Source organism: Streptomyces sp. CGMCC 4.7035 (assembly GCF_031583065.1).
GTDB classification, from domain to species: domain Bacteria; phylum Actinomycetota; class Actinomycetes; order Streptomycetales; family Streptomycetaceae; genus Streptomyces; species Streptomyces yaanensis.
Genome location: NZ_CP134053.1, coordinates 5,832,584 through 5,849,232, shown reverse-complemented (window position 1 = coordinate 5,849,232; position 16,649 = coordinate 5,832,584). Strand labels below are relative to the sequence as shown.

At 69.2% G+C, this 16,649-nt stretch carries 16 protein-coding genes; 11 read left to right on the top strand and 5 right to left on the bottom strand.

Translation table 11 applies throughout. From position 1 onward, the window contains the following. Positions 1–15: 15 nt before the first annotated feature. The gene (tkt, locus tag Q2K21_RS25650) at positions 16–2,103 is read right to left on the bottom strand and encodes a transketolase (RefSeq protein ID WP_310775457.1); all 2,088 of its coding nucleotides are present in this window, start codon (positions 2,101–2,103) and stop codon (positions 16–18) included. Positions 2,104–2,504: 401 nt separating this feature from the next. On the opposite strand from tkt, the gene Q2K21_RS25645 reads away from it, so the two are divergent. From Q2K21_RS25645 to Q2K21_RS25635, 3 genes are all read left to right on the top strand, one after another. After that, the gene (locus Q2K21_RS25645) at positions 2,505–3,458 is read left to right on the top strand and encodes a heme o synthase (RefSeq protein ID WP_310781235.1); all 954 of its coding nucleotides are present in this window, start codon (positions 2,505–2,507) and stop codon (positions 3,456–3,458) included. 66 nt (positions 3,459–3,524) lie between these two features. Beyond that, positions 3,525–3,884, top strand: coding sequence for a hypothetical protein (locus Q2K21_RS25640; RefSeq protein ID WP_310775455.1), 360 nt, complete (start codon positions 3,525–3,527; stop codon positions 3,882–3,884). Between the two features lie 67 nt (positions 3,885–3,951). Continuing rightward, positions 3,952–5,058, top strand: a complete 1,107-nt coding sequence (locus tag Q2K21_RS25635; RefSeq protein ID WP_310775453.1) for an amidohydrolase family protein — start codon at positions 3,952–3,954, stop codon at positions 5,056–5,058. Between the two features lie 253 nt (positions 5,059–5,311). Here Q2K21_RS25635 and Q2K21_RS25630 read toward each other — a convergent pair whose 3' ends face one another. The 3 genes from Q2K21_RS25630 to Q2K21_RS25620 all read right to left on the bottom strand — a co-directional run bounded on the left by Q2K21_RS25630 (position 5,312) and on the right by Q2K21_RS25620 (position 8,220). Then, complete coding sequence (locus Q2K21_RS25630) at positions 5,312–6,319, bottom strand: COX15/CtaA family protein (protein WP_310775451.1); 1,008 nt, start codon at positions 6,317–6,319, stop codon at positions 5,312–5,314. A gap of 94 nt (positions 6,320–6,413) precedes the next feature. Then, positions 6,414–7,130 carry an ABC transporter permease gene (locus Q2K21_RS25625; RefSeq protein ID WP_310781233.1) on the bottom strand — a complete coding sequence of 239 codons (717 nt, stop codon included), beginning with the start codon at positions 7,128–7,130 and terminating at the stop codon, positions 6,414–6,416. A 166-nt stretch (positions 7,131–7,296) separates the two neighbouring features. Further along, positions 7,297–8,220: an ABC transporter ATP-binding protein gene (locus Q2K21_RS25620; protein WP_310775449.1), complete on the bottom strand. Its 924-nt coding sequence runs from the start codon at positions 8,218–8,220 to the stop codon at positions 7,297–7,299. 324 nt (positions 8,221–8,544) lie between these two features. Here Q2K21_RS25620 and Q2K21_RS25615 point away from each other — a divergent pair, with 324 nt between their 5' ends. From Q2K21_RS25615 to Q2K21_RS25580, 8 genes are all read left to right on the top strand, one after another. Beyond that, complete coding sequence (locus tag Q2K21_RS25615; protein WP_310775447.1) at positions 8,545–9,306, top strand: helix-turn-helix transcriptional regulator; 762 nt, start codon at positions 8,545–8,547, stop codon at positions 9,304–9,306. Continuing rightward, the gene (gene sufB, locus Q2K21_RS25610; RefSeq protein WP_310775445.1) at positions 9,303–10,724 is read left to right on the top strand and encodes a Fe-S cluster assembly protein SufB; all 1,422 of its coding nucleotides are present in this window, start codon (positions 9,303–9,305) and stop codon (positions 10,722–10,724) included. The genes Q2K21_RS25615 and sufB overlap by 4 nt, the downstream gene beginning before the upstream one ends. Positions 10,725–10,807: 83 nt before the next feature. Further along, positions 10,808–11,992, top strand: a complete 1,185-nt coding sequence (gene sufD / locus Q2K21_RS25605) for a Fe-S cluster assembly protein SufD (protein WP_310775443.1) — start codon at positions 10,808–10,810, stop codon at positions 11,990–11,992. Continuing rightward, positions 11,989–12,324: a non-heme iron oxygenase ferredoxin subunit gene (locus tag Q2K21_RS25600; RefSeq protein ID WP_310775441.1), complete on the top strand. Its 336-nt coding sequence runs from the start codon at positions 11,989–11,991 to the stop codon at positions 12,322–12,324. The genes sufD and Q2K21_RS25600 overlap by 4 nt, the downstream gene beginning before the upstream one ends. Before the next feature lie 7 nt (positions 12,325–12,331). Next, positions 12,332–13,096: a Fe-S cluster assembly ATPase SufC gene (gene sufC / locus Q2K21_RS25595; RefSeq protein WP_310775439.1), complete on the top strand. Its 765-nt coding sequence runs from the start codon at positions 12,332–12,334 to the stop codon at positions 13,094–13,096. After that, on the top strand, positions 13,093–14,349 hold the full coding sequence (locus tag Q2K21_RS25590; protein WP_310775437.1) for a cysteine desulfurase: 1,257 nt from the start codon (positions 13,093–13,095) through the stop codon (positions 14,347–14,349). Before sufC ends, Q2K21_RS25590 begins: the two co-directional genes overlap by 4 nt. A gap of 18 nt (positions 14,350–14,367) precedes the next feature. Continuing rightward, the gene (sufU, locus tag Q2K21_RS25585) at positions 14,368–14,835 is read left to right on the top strand and encodes a Fe-S cluster assembly sulfur transfer protein SufU (protein ID WP_310775435.1); all 468 of its coding nucleotides are present in this window, start codon (positions 14,368–14,370) and stop codon (positions 14,833–14,835) included. Beyond that, on the top strand, positions 14,832–15,164 hold the full coding sequence (locus tag Q2K21_RS25580) for a metal-sulfur cluster assembly factor (protein ID WP_310775433.1): 333 nt from the start codon (positions 14,832–14,834) through the stop codon (positions 15,162–15,164). Before sufU ends, Q2K21_RS25580 begins: the two co-directional genes overlap by 4 nt. Before the next feature lie 73 nt (positions 15,165–15,237). On the opposite strand, the gene Q2K21_RS25575 is transcribed toward Q2K21_RS25580, so the two are convergent. Further along, positions 15,238–16,101 carry an AbfB domain-containing protein gene (locus Q2K21_RS25575; protein ID WP_310775431.1) on the bottom strand — a complete coding sequence of 288 codons (864 nt, stop codon included), beginning with the start codon at positions 16,099–16,101 and terminating at the stop codon, positions 15,238–15,240. Positions 16,102–16,649 lie beyond the last annotated feature (548 nt).

Sequence of the window (16,649 nt, the reverse complement as noted above, 5' to 3'; positions counted from 1 at the left end):
TGTTGTATATGAGCGTCAGCGCTGGGCGGCGGCGATGGATTCCCGGGCCTTTGCGGCCACGTTCTCGGCAGTGAAACCGAACTCACGGAAGAGGACCTTGCCGTCGGCGGAAGCACCGAAGTGCTCCAGGGAAACGATGCGGCCCGCGTCCCCGACGTACTTGTGCCAGGTCAGGCCGATCCCGGCCTCCACCGCGACGCGCGCCTTCACCGACGGCGGCAGGACGCTGTCCCGGTACCCCTGCTCCTGCTCCTCGAACCACTCCACGGACGGCATCGACACCACCCGCGTCGGCACCCCGTCGGCCTGGAGCTGCTCGCGCGCCTCGACGGCCACGTGCACCTCGGAACCGGTGGCGATCAGGATCACCTGCGCCTCGCCGCCTTCGGCCTCGAACAGCACGTAACCACCGCGCGCGGTGTCCTCGTTGGGCTCGTACGTCGGCACGCCCTGGCGGGTCAGCGCGAGGCCGTGCGGGGCACCCTTGCCGAACTCCTTGGTGTAGCGCTTGAGGATCTCGCGCCAGGCGATCGCGGTCTCGTTGGCGTCGGCCGGGCGGACGATGTTCAGGCCCGGGATGGCGCGCAGCGAGGCCAGGTGCTCGACGGGCTGGTGGGTGGGGCCGTCCTCGCCCAGGCCGATGGAGTCGTGCGTCCACACGTACGTCACCGGCAGGTGCATCAGGGCCGACAGGCGCACGGCGTTGCGCATGTAGTCGGAGAACACCAGGAAGGTGCCGCCGTAGATACGGGTGTTGCCGTGCAGCGCGATGCCGTTCATCTCCGCGGCCATGGAGTGCTCGCGGATACCGAAGTGGATCGTGCGGCCGTACGGGTCGGCCCCCGGCAGCGGGTTGTCCGCCGGCAGGAAGGAGCTGTTCTTGTCGATGGTGGTGTTGTTCGAGCCGGCCAGGTCGGCGGAGCCGCCCCACAGCTCGGGGATGACCGCGCCGAGCGCCTGGAGGACCTTGCCGGAGGCGGCACGCGTGGCCACTCCCTTGCCCGCCTCGAAGACCGGGAGCTTCTCCTCCCAGCCGGTGGGCAGCTCGCCCTTGCGGACGCGGTCGAACTCGGCGGCCCGCTCGGCGTTGTTGTCCCGCCACTCCTGGAGGGACTTCTCCCACACGCCCCTGGCCTCACGGCCGCGCTCCAGCGCCTTGCGGGTGTGGGCCAGGACCTCGTCGGTGACCTCGAAGGACTTCTCCGGGTCGAAGCCCAGCACGCGCTTGGTGGCCGCGACCTCCTCCTCGCCCAGCGCCGAGCCGTGCGCGGCCTCGGTGTTCTGCGCGTTCGGGGCCGGCCAGGCGATGATCGAGCGCATCGCGATGAAGGACGGCCGGTCCGTGACCTTCTTCGCGGCCTCGATCGCGTTGTAGAGGGCGTGCGGGTCCAGGTCGCCGTCCGGCTTCGGCGCCACGCGCTGCACGTGCCAGCCGTACGCCTCGTAGCGCTTGACGGTGTCCTCGGAGACCGCGGTCTCCGTGTCACCCTCGATCGAGATGTGGTTGTCGTCCCACAGCAGGATCAGGTTGCCGAGCTTCTGGTGGCCGGCCAGTGAGGACGCCTCGGCGGAGATGCCCTCCTGAAGGCAGCCGTCACCGGCGATGCAGTAGATGAAGTGGTCGAAGGGCGAGGCGCCCTGCGCGGCCTCCGGGTCGAACAGGCCGCGCTCGTAGCGGGCGGCCATGGCCATGCCCACCGCGTTGGCGACACCCTGGCCGAGCGGGCCGGTCGTCGTCTCGACGCCCTTGGTGTGCCCGTACTCCGGGTGACCCGGAGTCTTGGAGCCCCACGTACGGAAGGCCTTCAGATCGTCCAGCTCCAGACCGAAACCGGCCAGGTAGAGCTGGGTGTAAAGGGTCAGGGACGAATGGCCGGCGGACAGCACGAAGCGGTCACGCCCGGTCCAGTCGGGGTCTGCCGGGTCGTGCCGCATCACCTTCTGGAAGAGGGTGTAGGCGGCCGGAGCCAGGCTCATCGCCGTACCCGGATGGCCGTTGCCGACCTTCTGTACGGCATCGGCGGCCAGGACGCGGGCGGTGTCGACGGCCCGCTGGTCCAGCTCGGTCCACTCGAGGTCTGTTGTGGTCGGCTTGGTGCTCACCCTGGGTCAGGGCTCCTCTCCACATGTTTCGAATGCCGGTGCACTGGGCGCCCACCGGCCGTTGCTGAGCCTATCCCGTAAGTACGTGCGTCTTTTCGAGTCATTCCAGACTGCCGGGAGTCGCCCGGATCCGCCTCCCGACTGGGCTTATCGGCATTTGGCAAATGAATACGGAGCCGCTCATCCGACTGCTCAATCGAGCGCTGCCCGGCGCATTTTTCATTGCTCGTTCGCCTCCCGTGCGCATCGGTCGGGCAGCGCCTCGCGGACCGTGCGACCGCCCCCAACACGACCCACCCCCGCGAAGGGCGGGCTGTGGGCAACGTCTACAGTTGCGTGGGTACGCGCGAGCCTTTACCCGGCGTTCACAGCCGGGGCTCGCTGGGATGTCTCTGTCAGGGGTGTACGTGACGGCCGTCGAATCCCGTCCGCCGGGAGTGCTCGGGACGAGCAACAGCCGGGGCCAGCGGCCGTTTGGGGCCCGTGTCAAGGCGTTCGTGGCGCTGACCAAGCCGCGGATCATCGAGCTGCTGCTGATCAGCACCGTTCCGGTGATGTTCCTCGCCGAGCAAGGGGTGCCGAGCCTCAGGCTGGTGCTGCTCACCTGCATCGGCGGCTACCTCTCCGCGGGCGGCGCCAACGCGCTCAACATGTACATCGACCGCGACATCGACGCCCTCATGGAGCGCACGTCGCAGCGCCCCCTGGTGACCGGCATGGTCAGTCCGCGTGAGTGCCTCGCCTTCGGCATCACGCTGGCGGTCGTCTCGACGCTGCTGTTCGGTTTCACCGTCAACTGGCTGTCCGCCTGGCTGTCGCTCGGAGCGCTCCTTTTCTACGTCGTCGTCTACACGATGATCCTCAAGCGACGTACGTCGCAGAACATCGTGTGGGGCGGCATCGCGGGCTGTCTGCCCGTCCTGATCGGCTGGTCCTCCGTCACGAACTCCATGTCGTGGGCGCCGGTCATCCTCTTCCTCGTCATGTTCTTCTGGACGCCGCCGCACTACTGGCCGCTGTCCATGAAGGTCAAGGAGGACTACGCGCGCGTGGGCGTGCCCATGCTGCCGGTCGTCGCCTCCAACAAGGTGGTCGCCCGCCAGATCGTCATCTACAGCTGGGTGATGGTCGCGGTCTCGCTGCTGCTCACCCCGCTCGGCTACACGGGCTGGTTCTACACGGTGGTGGCGCTGGCGGCCGGCGGGTTCTGGCTGTGGGAGGCGCACGGACTGCAGAGCCGGGCGAAGGCCGAGGTGACGGGCGCCAAGCTCAAGGAGATGCGCCTGTTCCACTGGTCCATCACCTATGTGTCCATCCTCTTCGTCGCCGTCGCGGTGGATCCGTTCCTGCGCTGAGGGCGTGGCCCAGCACACGCCCTCGTGCTCTCGCCAGTCGATCTACCCGTGAGTAGCATCCTGACCATGGCAGACACCAAGCAGGTTGACGAGGGCACCGACGCCAAGCAGGCCGCCAAGGCCGAGCGCAAGGCGGCCCGGCTCGCCAAGGAGATCAGCGCCTTCGCCAAGGCGCACGGCGGTGCCGAGGGACAGGTGGCGTACATCGGTGAGCGGGGCGCCCGGATCGTGCTCGTCGGCGGGGACGGCGGCTGGGGCGACCTCGTCGCCCCGACGTTCGCGATCGCCGAGCAGGCGGTTCAGAAGGCCGGGATCACGGTCCACGAGGCCTTCGACGGCGAGTTCGCGGGCAAGGTGAAGACCGGCCCGTACGAGTGGACGCGCATGGCCGGAATTCAGGTGGGCGGCAAGCGCACCGCCCGATAGCAACACCTCGCGCCCGGTTCACCCGTTAGGACCTTCAGGAGGCACGGTCCAGACACGGGGAGTCCGGATGATCGAAACGCCGTCCCTGGTGGACCAGTACTGCCACGGCGTCCTGCGCACCGAGCTGGGTCTCGGCACCTTCGAGACCCATCTCGCCCGTACCGAGGGTCCGCCCGCGGCGGGCACCACTCTCTTCGACACCCAGACGGGTTTCGCCGTACGCCGCTGGTGTCCACCGCTGCTCGATCTGGAGCCGCACTGCCCCCCGGCCCGCTATCTCGCCCGGCGCCGCGAGCTGGGTGTCCTGGAGTCGGCGCGCAGACTGCTGCGGGGCAGCGGCATCACCACGTACCTGGTCGACACCGGGCTGCCCGGCGACCTCACCGGGCCCACCGAGATGGCCTCGACGGGAGACGCCGAGGCGCACGAGATCGTCCGCCTCGAACTGCTCGCCGAACAGGTGGCCGACACCTCCGGCACGGTCGAGTCGTTTCTCGCCAATCTCGCCGAGTCGATCCATGGGGCGGCGGCGAACGCGGTCGCGTTCACCTCGCTCGCGGGCGTACGGCACGGTCTGGCGCTCGCGCCGGAGCCGCCGGGGCCGGGGGAGGTCCGGGGCGCGGCCGGACGCTGGCTCGCGGGCCGTCGTGTGGGCGGCGCTCTGTCGGATCCGGTTCTGCTGCGCCATCTGCTGTGGAGCGCGGTGGCCTCGGGCCGGCCCCTCCAGCTCCACGCGGGCCTCGGCGAACCAGGCCTGCGCGTCGACCGCACCGACCCGGTCCTGCTCACCGACTTCGTCCGCGCCACGGCCGGGCTCGGCACGGATCTCGTCCTGTTGCACGGCTATCCGTACCACCGGCACGCGGCGCATCTGGCCGGGGTGTTCCCGCACGTGTACGCGGACCTGGGCGCGGCGCTCGTGCGGACGGGCGCCCGGGCCGCCGCCGTCCTGGCCGAGATCCTGGAGCTGGCCCCCTTCGGCAAGCTCCTCTTCTCCAGCGGCGCCCACGGCCTGCCCGAACTCCATGTGATCGGCGCCCGCCTGTTCCGCGAGGCGCTCTCCCGGGTGCTGGGCGGCTGGGTCGCCGAGGGCGCCTGGTCACTTGAGGACGCGCAGCGGGTGGCGGGGATGATCGCGGCGGGGAACGCGCGGCGGGTGTACGAGCTGCGGTGAAGCCGTGTGCGTGCGGCATGGGTCAGCCGTAACCGGGACGCCGCGTGCGTGCGGCATGTGTCAACCGTACGGGGATGTCGCGTGCGTGCGGCATGGGTCAGCCGTACGGGGATGTCGCGTGCGTGCGGCATGGGTCAGCCGTAGGGGGATGTCGCGTGCGTGCGGAATGGGTCAGCCGTACGGGATGCCGTGTGAGTGCGGCTGGGTGAGCCCTACGGGGTTCGGCGCCCCGTACGGCTTCCAGGGGCGGGCGTCACGCGCTGGTGAGGGCCGACTCCGTCGACGGACCCGGAAGATCCGCGGTCACCGCGGGGCGTTCGCGCAGCGACAGCAGCACCCGGAGCACCCAGATCCACATCACGCAGGACCCGAACATGTGGAGGCCCACCAGGACCTCGGGAAGGTGCGTGAAGTACTGGACGTAGCCGATGACGCCCTGCCCCAGCAGCACCAGGAACAGCTCGCGGGTGCGGTGCAGCGGTCCCGGGGGCGCGTCGACCGCCTTGAGGACGAACCACAGGGCGAAGGTCAGCGTCACCACGATCCAGGCGAGCACGGCGTGCAGCTTGGCGACCGTCTCCCAGTCGATCGGGATGCGCTCGACGTCGCTGGAGTCGCCCGCGTGCGGGCCCGCGCCGGTGACCACCGTGCCGACCGCGATCAGCAGCACCGAGGCGACGACCAGGAACCACACCAGCTGCTGCACGGCCTTGCCGACCAGCGGACGCGGCGCCGCGTCACCCTCCCGTGTGCGCTGCCACATGACCGTGGCCACGGTGATGAGCGCGGTGGAGAGCAGGAAGTGGGCGGCGACGGTGTACGGGTTGAGGCCGACGAGGACCACGATGCCGCCGAGGACCGCGTTGCTCATGACGATCCAGAACTGAGCCCAGCCGAGCCGCGTCAGGCTGCGCCGGTACGGCTTCTCGGAGCGCGCGGCGAGGATCGCCCAGCCGACCGCCGCGCACAGCACGTACGTCAGCATGCGGTTGCCGAACTCGATGACGCCGTGCACGCCCATGGCGCTGGTCGTGGTCAGCGAGTCGTCCGTGCACTGCGGCCAGGTCGGGCAGCCGAGCCCCGAGCCGGTCAGGCGCACGGCACCGCCGGTGACGACGATGACCACCGACATGACGAGCGCGGCGAGCGCCGCCCGCTGAACCGTCCGGGGATGCGGGGTCCAGCGTGCGGCGATGAAGGCGAGCGGGTTGCGCACGGCCGCTACGGCATCGGCGCGGGTCACGTTTGGCACGTCCTTCATCGTAGGGGGCAGCTTGTGCACGGTTTCACGAGGGGTCGGGCCGCGGAGGGTGTTCCCGTCCGCGGGGACCCACTTCCGCAGGTCCCGCAGCGCCTCACTCCCAGCGGAAGAACTTCCCGGCCGCCGCCAGCCCCACGACGGCCCACACGGCCAGGATCCCCAGGTCGCCCCAGGGCATTCCGGCCCCGTGCTGGAGCACGTCCCGCAGGCCGTCCGAGAGCGCGGAGATCGGGAGCAGACCGAGCACGTCCTGGGCCCCGGAGGGGAACTTGTCCATCGGCACGATCACGCCGCCGCCCACGAGCAGCAGCAGGAAGACCAGGTTGGCGGCGGCCAGGGTCGCCTCGGCCTTCAGCGTGCCCGCCATCAGCAGGCCGAGGCCGGAGAAGGCGGCCGTGCCCAGGACGAGGAGGAGGAGCACGCTGAACGGGTCGCCGTGCGGCGACCAGCCCAGCGAGAAGGCGATCACCATGAGCAGGATCACTTGGAGGACCTCGGTGACCAGGACCGAGGCCGTCTTGGCGGCCATCAGCCCCCAGCGGGGGAGCGGCGAGGAGGCGAGCCGCTTCAGCACCCCGTAGCGGCGCTCGAAGCCGGTCGCGATGGCCTGACCGGTGAACGCGGTCGACATCACCGCGAGCGCGAGGATGCCGGGGGTGAGGAAGTCGACGGCCTTGCCGGCACCGGTGCCCACGATGTCGACGGAGCTGAAGAGCACCAGCAGCAGGGTCGGGATGACAACGGTCAGCAGAAGCTGCTCGCCGTTGCGGAGCAGCATCCGCGTCTCCAGCGCGGCCTGTGCCACGATCATGCGGGGCAGGGGCGCGGCGCCGGGCTTCGGCGCGTAGGTACCGACGGTGGTCACGAGCGCAGCTCCTTGCCGGTGAGGTCCAGGCTGTGTCTTCCCGGGGGGCACTCTGTCCGATTGCGGCCGCGCCGCGGGCCGGACCCCCGGCCGAGGGGTGTGCCGACCGGAATCATGAGCGCAACTCCTTGCCCGTGAGCTCCAAGAACACGTCTTCCAGGGTGTGCCGTTCGACGGAGATCCGGTCCGGCATCACCCCGTGCTGGGCACACCAGGAGGTGACCGTCGCGAGCAGTTGCGGGTCGATCTTGCCGACGACGCGGTACGCGCCCGGCGTCAGTTCCGCCGCCGTGCAGTCCGCCGGGAGGGCCTTCAGCAGGGATGCCACGTCGAGGCCCGGCCGGCCCGTGAAGCGCAGGGTGTTCTCGGCGCCGCCGCGGCACAGCTCCTCGGGGGAGCCCTGCGCGATGACCCGACCGGCGTCGATGATCGCGACGTCGTCGGCGAGCTGCTCGGCCTCGTCCATGTAGTGGGTGGTCAGGATCACGGACACGCCGTCGTCGCGCAGGTCGCGTACGAGGTCCCAGGTGGCCCGGCGGGCCTGGGGGTCCAGGCCGGCGGTGGGCTCGTCCAGGAAGACGAGCTCCGGGCGCCCGACGACGGCCATGGCGAGCGCGAGCCGCTGCTGCTGCCCGCCCGACAGCCGTCGGTACGTCGTGCGTCCGCAGCTGCCAAGGCCCAGTCGCTTGATCAGCGCGTCGACGTCCAGCGGGTGGGCGTGGAGCTTGGCGACATGGCGGAGCATCTCGTCGGCGCGGGCGCCCGAGTAGACGCCGCCGGACTGGAGCATGACGCCTGTGCGGGGGCGCAGGGCGGAGGCTTCGCGGATCGGATCGAGGCCCAGGACGCGTACCGTGCCGGAGTCCGGCTTCCGGTACCCCTCGCAGGTCTCGATCGTGGTGGTCTTGCCCGCCCCGTTGGGGCCGAGTACGGCGGTGACCCCAGCCCGGGCCACCAGGTCGAGGCCGTCCACCGCGGTCTTCGTGCCGTACCGCTTCACCAGGGCGTGGACCTGGAGGACCGGCTCAGTTCGCATGGGTCCAGAGTCTAGGTAGGCGGATCGGGTGCCGGGTGAGGGGGGCCGGAAACCGGCCGGGCGGCGGACGAGGGGGTCCGCAAACCACTCCTCGTGCGACCGCGTGTGCCTCGGGGGACAGCCGTGCGTCGTCCTCTGGAGCTGGTCGGAGGGGGTGTCCGTACGGTTCGGCGGCAGTTCGGAGCGGTGCGGTGGGCGTCGCCGGTTTGATCGATCAAAGATCGTTTCCGCAGGTCGGTTTAGGTATGCCTAAGTGATGCACGGCACCGCCGGGCCGTCGGACGGCGCTTGTCAGGCTTTGAGGAATTACGCAACAATGGCGTTGTGAAAAACGTCGGCGAGGCTCAGGAGACCCCCACGGGGGCCCCTCAGGAAGAGCTCGCGACCGGGGAGCGCTCGACGCGCAACCGGGTCGCGCGGTCCATCCTGGATCACGGCCCGTCGACCGTCGCCGAACTCGCCGGGCGGCTGGGGCTCACCCAGGCGGCCGTGCGGCGGCACCTCGACGCACTTGTGGCCGACGACGTCGTAGAGGCTCGCGAGCAGCGTGTGTACGGAGCGCGGACGCGCGGTCGCCCCGCCAAGGTCTTCGCCCTCACCGACTGCGGTCGCGACGCCTTCGACCAGTCGTACGACAAGCTCGCCGCGGACGCCCTGCGCTGGATCCAGCAGCGGTACGGCGGGGACGAGGCGGTCGTCGCCTTCGCGCGCGCCAGGCTCGCCGAGCAGGCCACCGCCTACCGGAAGGCGATCGAGAAAGCCGCCCCCGAGGAGCGCACCGAAGCACTGGCCAAGGCCTTGAGCGTGGACGGGTACGCTGCTACGGCGCGCAGCGCACCGGTCGGGGAGCAGCTCTGCCAGCACCACTGCCCGGTCGTTCATGTCGCGGAACAGTTCCCGCAGCTGTGCGAGGTCGAGACGGAGATCTTCTCCCAGCTGCTCGGCACGCACGTCCAGCGACTGGCGACGATCGCGCACGGCGACGGCGTCTGCACGACGTTCATCCCCAAGGCGTCAAACGCCTCGAAGATTTCCGAGACCACCCACAACGCATCTGCCAGCACGGCCGGGAGGAACCCCGCATGACTCTCCCCACGGAGACTGCTCACCCCGAACTCGAGGGCCTGGGCAACTACGAATACGGCTGGGCCGACTCCGACGAGGCCGGCGCCTCTGCGAAGCGTGGTCTGAGCGAGGACGTGGTCCGGGACATCTCGGCGAAGAAGTCCGAGCCGGAGTGGATGACCAAGCTCCGTCTCAAGGGCCTGCGCCTCTTCGAGAAGAAGCCCATGCCGAACTGGGGCTCGGACCTGTCGGGCATCGACTTCGACAACATCAAGTACTTCGTGCGCTCCACGGAGAAGCAGGCGGAGTCCTGGGAGGACCTGCCCGAGGACATCAAGAACACCTACGACAAGCTGGGCATCCCGGAGGCCGAGAAGCAGCGCCTCGTCGCCGGTGTCGCCGCCCAGTACGAGTCGGAGGTCGTCTACCACCAGATCCGCGAGGACCTGGAGGAGCAGGGCGTCATCTTCCTGGACACCGACACCGCGCTGAAGGAGCACCCGGAGCTCTTCAAGGAGTACTTCGGCACCGTCATCCCGGTCGGTGACAACAAGTTCGCCTCCCTCAACACCGCCGTGTGGTCGGGCGGCTCCTTCATCTACGTCCCGCCGGGCGTCCACGTGGAGATCCCGCTCCAGGCCTACTTCCGTATCAACACGGAGAACATGGGCCAGTTCGAGCGGACCCTGATCATCGTCGACGAGGGTGCCTACGTGCACTATGTCGAGGGTTGTACGGCCCCGATCTACAAGTCGGACTCGCTGCACTCCGCGGTCGTCGAGATCATCGTCAAGAAGAACGCCCGCTGCCGTTACACGACCATCCAGAACTGGTCGAACAACGTCTACAACCTGGTCACCAAGCGCGCCGTGGCCTACGAGGGCGCGACCATGGAGTGGATCGACGGCAACATCGGCTCCAAGGTGACGATGAAGTACCCGGCCGTCTACCTGATGGGCGAGCACGCCAAGGGCGAGACCCTCTCCATCGCCTTCGCGGGCGAGGGCCAGCACCAGGACGCCGGTTCCAAGATGGTCCACATGGCGCCGAACACCTCGTCCAACATCGTCTCCAAGTCGGTGGCGCGGGGCGGCGGCCGTACCTCGTACCGCGGCCTGGTCGAGATCGGTGAGGGCGCCGCGGGCTCGAAGTCCAACGTGCTGTGCGACGCCCTGCTCGTCGACACGATCTCGCGTTCCGACACCTACCCGTACGTCGACGTCCGCGAGGACGACGTGTCCATGGGCCATGAGGCGACCGTCTCCAAGGTCTCCGAGGACCAGCTCTTCTACCTGATGAGCCGCGGTCTGACCGAGTTCGAGGCGATGGCGATGATCGTGCGCGGCTTCGTCGAGCCGATCGCCAAGGAGCTGCCCATGGAGTACGCGCTGGAGCTCAACCGGCTGATCGAGCTGCAGATGGAGGGTGCGGTCGGCTGACGCGCCGCCCGAAGAAGCAGCCGGCGGCCCGCTGACAGCGGGCCGAGGATCGCAACCGCAAGAAAGCGAGCAGTACGACAGCCATGGCTGAGGCCCAGAACATCCCGGTGGGCTCCACCACCGCCGGCCAGATCGCGGTGGCCGCCGAGTCGACCGTCGCCACCCGCATGAGCGCGCCCCCGTCCTTCGACGTGGCGGACTTCCCGGTGCCGCACGGCCGCGAGGAGGAGTGGCGGTTCACGCCGCTGGAGCGCCTGCGCGGGCTGCACGACGGCACCGCCGTCGCGAACGGCGAGGGCGTGAAGGTCGCCGTCGAGGCGCCCGAGGGCGTCACCGTCGAAACCGTCGGCCGCGACGACGCGCGGCTCGGCAAGGCGGGCACCCCGGTGGACCGCGTGGCCGCGCAGGCGTACTCGGCGTTCGAGCAGGCCGGCGTGGTCACCGTCCCCAAGGAGACGGTGCTCACCGAGCCGATCCGCATCGCCGTGCACGGCGAGGGCGGGGTCGCCTACGGTCACCAGGTCATCGAGCTCGGTGCCTTCGCCGAGGCCGTCGTCGTCATCGACCACACCGGTGACGCGGTGCTCGCCGCCAACGTCGACTACATCCTGGGCGACGGCGCCAAGCTGACCGTCGTGTCGGTCCAGGACTGGGACGACAAGGCCGTGCACGTGGCCCAGCACAACGCGCTGGTGGGCCGGGACGCCTCCTTCAAGTCGATCGTCGTGACCTTCGGCGGCGACGTCGTACGACTGCACCCGCGCGTCACCTACGCCGGCACCGGCGGCGAGGCCGAGCTGTTCGGGCTCTACTTCACCGACAAGGGTCAGCACCAGGAGCACCGGCTCTTCGTCGACCACAACACCCCGCACTGCAAGTCGAACGTCGTCTACAAGGGCGCGCTCCAGGGCGACGACGCGCACGCGGTGTGGATCGGCGACGTGCTCATCGAGGCAAAGGCCGAGGGCACGGACACCTACGAGATGAACCGCAACCTCGTCCTGACGGACGGCGCGCGGGTCGACTCGGTCCCGAACCTGGAGATCGAGACCGGCGAGATCGTCGGCGCCGGCCACGCCTCCGCCACCGGCCGCTTCGACGACGAGCAGCTCTTCTACCTGATGGCCCGTGGTATCCCGCAGCACGATGCCCGTCGCCTGGTGGTCCGTGGCTTCTTCGCCGAGCTGGTCCAGCAGATCGGCGTCCAGGACATCGAGGAGCGCCTGATCGCCAAGATCGAGGAAGAGCTGGAGGCGTCGGTCGCATGAGCGCCTTCGACCGTGCCGGTTTCGTTCGGGCCTGTGCGCTGAGCGAGCTGGAGGAGGACACCCCGAAGCGGGTGGAACTCGACGGCACGCCCATCTCGGTCGTCAAGACCGAGGGCGAGGTGTTCGCGATCTACGACATCTGCTCCCACGCGAACGTCTCGCTCTCCGAGGGCGAGGTGGAGGACTGCCAGATCGAGTGCTGGCTGCACGGCTCCAGCTTCGACCTCCGCACCGGCAAGCCGTCCGGCCTTCCCGCGACGCGCCCCGTCCCCGTATACCCCGTAAAGATCGAAGGGGACGACGTGCTCGTCTCCCTCACCCAGGAGTCCTGAGGCACCCATGGCAACGCTTGAAATCCGAGACCTGCACGTCACCGTCGAGGCCGACAACGCCACGAAGGAGATCCTCAAGGGCGTCGACCTCACCGTGAAGCAGGGCGAGACGCACGCCATCATGGGCCCCAACGGCTCGGGCAAGTCGACCCTCGCCTACTCGCTCGCGGGTCACCCGAAGTACACGATCACCGGCGGCACCGTCACCCTCGACGGCGAGGACGTCCTGGAGATGTCCGTCGACGAGCGCGCCCGCGCCGGCCTGTTCCTCGCCATGCAGTACCCGGTCGAGGTCCCCGGCGTCTCGGTCTCCAACTTCCTGCGCACCTCCGCCACCGCCATCCGCGGCGAGGCCCCCAAGCTGCGCACCTGGGTGAAGGAGGTCAAGGAGGCCATGGAGCGCCTCAACATGGACCCGTCCTTCGCCGAGCGCAACGTGAACGAGGGCTTCTCCGGCGGTGAGAAGAAGCGCCACGAGATCCTCCAGCTGGAGCTGCTCAAGCCGAAGGTCGCGATCCTCGACGAGACCGACTCCGGTCTGGACGTCGACGCGCTCCGCATCGTCTCCGAGGGCGTCAACCGCGTCCGTGAGACGGGCGAGGTCGGCACCCTGCTGATCACCCACTACACGCGCATCCTGCGCTACATCAAGCCCGACTTCGTCCACGTCTTCTCCGCCGGCCGGATCGTGGAGTCCGGTGGCGCGGAGCTCGCCGACAAGCTGGAGGACGAGGGCTACGAGGCATACACGAAGGGTGGCGTATCCGCGTGACACAGCTGCCGGGCCTCCTCGACACCGAGGCGATCCGTAAGGACTTCCCCGTCCTGGACCGGCTGGTCCATGACGGCAAGAAGCTCGTGTACCTGGACAACGCGGCGACCTCGCAGAAGCCGCGCCAGGTGCTGGACGTCCTGAGCGAGTACTACGAGCGCTACAACGCCAACGTCCACCGCGGTGTGCATGTGCTCGCCGAGGAGGCCACGGCGCTGTACGAGGGCGCGCGCGACAAGGTCGCCGCGTTCATCAACGCGCCGAGCCGCGACGAGGTGATCTTCACCAAGAACGCCTCCGAATCGCTGAACCTCGTGGCGAACATGCTGGGCTGGGCCGACGAGCCCTACCGGGTGGACCACGAGACCGAGATCGTCATCACGGAGATGGAGCACCACTCCAACATCGTGCCGTGGCAGCTGCTCGCGCAGCGCACCGGCGCGAAGCTGAAGTGGTTCGGGCTGACCGACGACGGCCGCCTCGACCTCTCCAACATCGACGAGATCATCACGGAGAAGACGAAGATCGTCTCCTTCGTCCTGGTGTCCAACATCCTGGGCACGGTCAACCCGGTCGAGGCGATCGTGCGCCGCGCTCAGGAGGTCGGTGCGCTGGTGTGCATCGACGCCTCCCAGGCCGCGCCGCACATGCCGCTGGACGTCCAGGCCCTCCAGGCCGACTTCGTGGCCTTCACCGGCCACAAGATGTGCGGCCCGACCGGCATCGGCGTGCTGTGGGGCCGCCAGGAGTTGCTGGAGGACCTGCCCCCGTTCCTCGGCGGCGGCGAGATGATCGAGACGGTCTCGATGCACTCCTCGACGTACGCCCCGGCGCCCCACAAGTTCGAGGCGGGCACGCCGCCGATCGCGCAGGCGGTCGGCCTCGGCGCGGCGATCGACTACCTCAACTCGATCGGCATGGACAAGATCCTCGCCCATGAGCACGCGCTCACCGAGTACGCGGTCAAGAGGCTGACCGAGGTCCCCGACCTGAAGATCATCGGCCCGACCACGGCCGAGGACCGGGGCGCGGCGATCTCCTTCACGCTCGGCGACATCCACCCGCACGACGTGGGCCAGGTCCTCGACGAGCAGGGCATAGCGGTCCGGGTCGGCCACCACTGCGCCCGCCCGGTGTGCCTGCGGTACGGAATTCCTGCGACCACGCGAGCGTCGTTCTATCTGTACTCCACGCCGGCCGAGATCGACGCACTGGTCGAGGGGCTGGAGCACGTACGGAACTTCTTCGGCTGAAGGACGTGAGCTGAGACCGTGAAGCTGGATTCGATGTACCAGGAAGTCATCCTGGACCACTACAAGAACCCGCACGGGCGTGGTCTGAGGGATGGCGACGCCGAGGTGCACCATGTGAACCCGACGTGCGGCGACGAGATCACCCTTCGCGTGAAGTACGACGGCACGACGATCAAGGACGTCTCCTACGAGGGCCAGGGCTGCTCCATCAGCCAGGCCTCGGCCTCCGTACTGAACGAACTCCTCGTCGGCAAGGAGCTGGCCGAGGCGCAGAAGATCCAGGAGTCGTTCCTGGAGCTGATGCAGTCCAAGGGCCGGATCGAGCCCGACGACGCGATGGAGGACATCCTGGAGGACGCGGTCGCGTTCGCGGGTGTCTCCAAGTACCCGGCGCGGGTGAAGTGCGCCCTCCTGAGCTGGATGGCGTGGAAGGACGCGACGGCCCAGGCCCTGGGCGGAGCCGACGCCGAAAGGAAGACGGCATGAGCGACACCGTGGAGATCAAGCCGGCCTCGGAGGAGGAACTCCGTGAGGCCCTGTACGACGTCGTGGACCCCGAGCTGGGCATCGACGTCGTCAACCTCGGCCTGATCTACGGCATCCACATCGACGACGCGAACATCGCGACGATCGACATGACCCTGACCTCGGCGGCCTGCCCGCTGACGGACGTCATCGAGGACCAGGCGAAGTCGGCGACGGACGGTCTTGTGAGCGAGCTGCGCATCAACTGGGTGTGGATGCCGCCGTGGGGCCCCGACAAGATCACGGACGACGGCCGTGAGCAGCTTCGGGCGCTCGGGTTCAACGTCTGAGATCCACCGGCTTCCCTGAAGCGAAGAAACGGCGACGCCCGCTGGGCGTCGCCGTTCTCCGTAAGCGGGGTGCTCAGGCCAGCCCGTCCACCAGCCGGAACGCCGAGTCCGCCTGGTACAGGTCGCTGTACTGGTACGGGTCCAGGCGGAGCTGGAAGTTCTGGTGGCGAAGGAAGCGGCCCGGGTAGTTGGCCGACTCCAGCATGACCGCGCCGGAGTAGGACGACGAGCGGGGGCAGAAGGTCGCGTCCTTCTTGAAGAGTGTGGAGCCGTCGTTGCCTTCGGCGCGCAGCAGGAAGTTGCGGTGGCGCAGATACGTGCCGTCTGCTGTGGCGAAGGAGTAGCAGGAAGCGTCGGCCAGGCCCTTGACCACCTTGAAGGTGGCATTCTGCCGGGCGGAGGCCGAGCCGACCGGGTCGAGCTTCACGTAGTCGCCGCGAACGTCCCAGTAGCGGTCCGGGTAGTTGACCGACCGGACCGACTTCCAGATGGTGGACGTGGTGGGCTTGTGCGGGGTGTCCGCGGTGTCCGAGGCCGACTTCGACGGATGTGCGGCCGGCTGGGAGGCGGCCGTCTCCGTCCCTGACAGCGGGGAGGGCGAGCTGTCCGTGGCCGCCCGGGACGGCTGGGCGGAGGTCATACCGCTCTTTCCGCTGGGTGCGGAGAGAGGGGAGGCGGGCAACGAGACGTCGGGCATGGCCGGGTCGCCGAGCGCGGCCGCGGTGTCCCGCGCGGTATGGGGTGACGAGCCATCAGCTGCCTTGCCCAGCAAGGAGATCGCTATCGCACTGGTGGAGAAGACCGCCACGGCGAGCAGGCCGGCCGCCCAGAGTCTGCGCGTCCCGGGAGGCCTGGCCTCGCCCGGAGTCTCGCCGGTCTCCCACACGGGGGAGGGGACGGGCTGGTCCGGAGCGGGTGGGGGGTTCGTTTCTGACATACGCGGTTCCTTCGGCGTCGCCGGACGGCGTACGCGGAATCGTCAAGTGGTCGTGTCACAAAGGGGAAAGCAAGAGGAAAAGAGAGGGGACTCCGGGTCACGGGCACGCGGAACGGCGGCGTCCGTGGGCACCGGGTGGTTGATCGGTGAAACATTAGTGGACGCGACGGGCTTGCAGCACCCGTTTCGGAGAGCGGTTTCCCCGCACCGAGCGCACGCTCGGCCGGAAAGCCGGCGCGAGCCGCGCCACGAGGGCGTGGTCGCCGACCCGGCGGGCCAACCGCACTGCCATGGTGCGTACTTGGGGCGAGAACCACGCGCCCGGGACGACCGCACCGCACCGCTTCGCGTACCCAGCTGTGCCCGGCCGCGGGACCTGGCTCCCGTGCACCGGACGTCTCCCGGGCGGGCGGTCGGCGGCAGCGGCTGACGCCCGCGCAGATCCCGCTGCGGGGCGATGGCGGCCGAATCCCTCACCCGTCACGGCTACGAACGCGCCGGTGCCGTCCGGAGCGCCCCGCCGGGCTGCCGCGCCGTCCCCGGGTGTC

Bases quoted from the DNA above. Each gene is read 5' to 3' on its own strand.
- Q2K21_RS25640 (WP_310775455.1), top strand. From the start codon at position 3,525: ATGGCAGACACCAAGCAGGTTGACGAGGGCACCGACGCCAAGCAGGCC.
- Q2K21_RS25635 (WP_310775453.1), top strand. From the start codon at position 3,952: ATGATCGAAACGCCGTCCCTGGTGGACCAGTACTGCCACGGCGTCCTG.
- Q2K21_RS25630 (WP_310775451.1), bottom strand. From the start codon at position 6,319: ATGAAGGACGTGCCAAACGTGACCCGCGCCGATGCCGTAGCGGCCGTG.
- Q2K21_RS25625 (WP_310781233.1), bottom strand. From the start codon at position 7,130: ATGATCGTGGCACAGGCCGCGCTGGAGACGCGGATGCTGCTCCGCAAC.
- Q2K21_RS25620 (WP_310775449.1), bottom strand. From the start codon at position 8,220: ATGCGAACTGAGCCGGTCCTCCAGGTCCACGCCCTGGTGAAGCGGTAC.
- sufB (WP_310775445.1), top strand. From the start codon at position 9,303: ATGACTCTCCCCACGGAGACTGCTCACCCCGAACTCGAGGGCCTGGGC.
- sufD (WP_310775443.1), top strand. From the start codon at position 10,808: ATGGCTGAGGCCCAGAACATCCCGGTGGGCTCCACCACCGCCGGCCAG.
- Q2K21_RS25600 (WP_310775441.1), top strand. From the start codon at position 11,989: ATGAGCGCCTTCGACCGTGCCGGTTTCGTTCGGGCCTGTGCGCTGAGC.
- sufC (WP_310775439.1), top strand. From the start codon at position 12,332: ATGGCAACGCTTGAAATCCGAGACCTGCACGTCACCGTCGAGGCCGAC.
- Q2K21_RS25580 (WP_310775433.1), top strand. From the start codon at position 14,832: ATGAGCGACACCGTGGAGATCAAGCCGGCCTCGGAGGAGGAACTCCGT.
- Q2K21_RS25575 (WP_310775431.1), bottom strand. From the start codon at position 16,101: ATGTCAGAAACGAACCCCCCACCCGCTCCGGACCAGCCCGTCCCCTCC.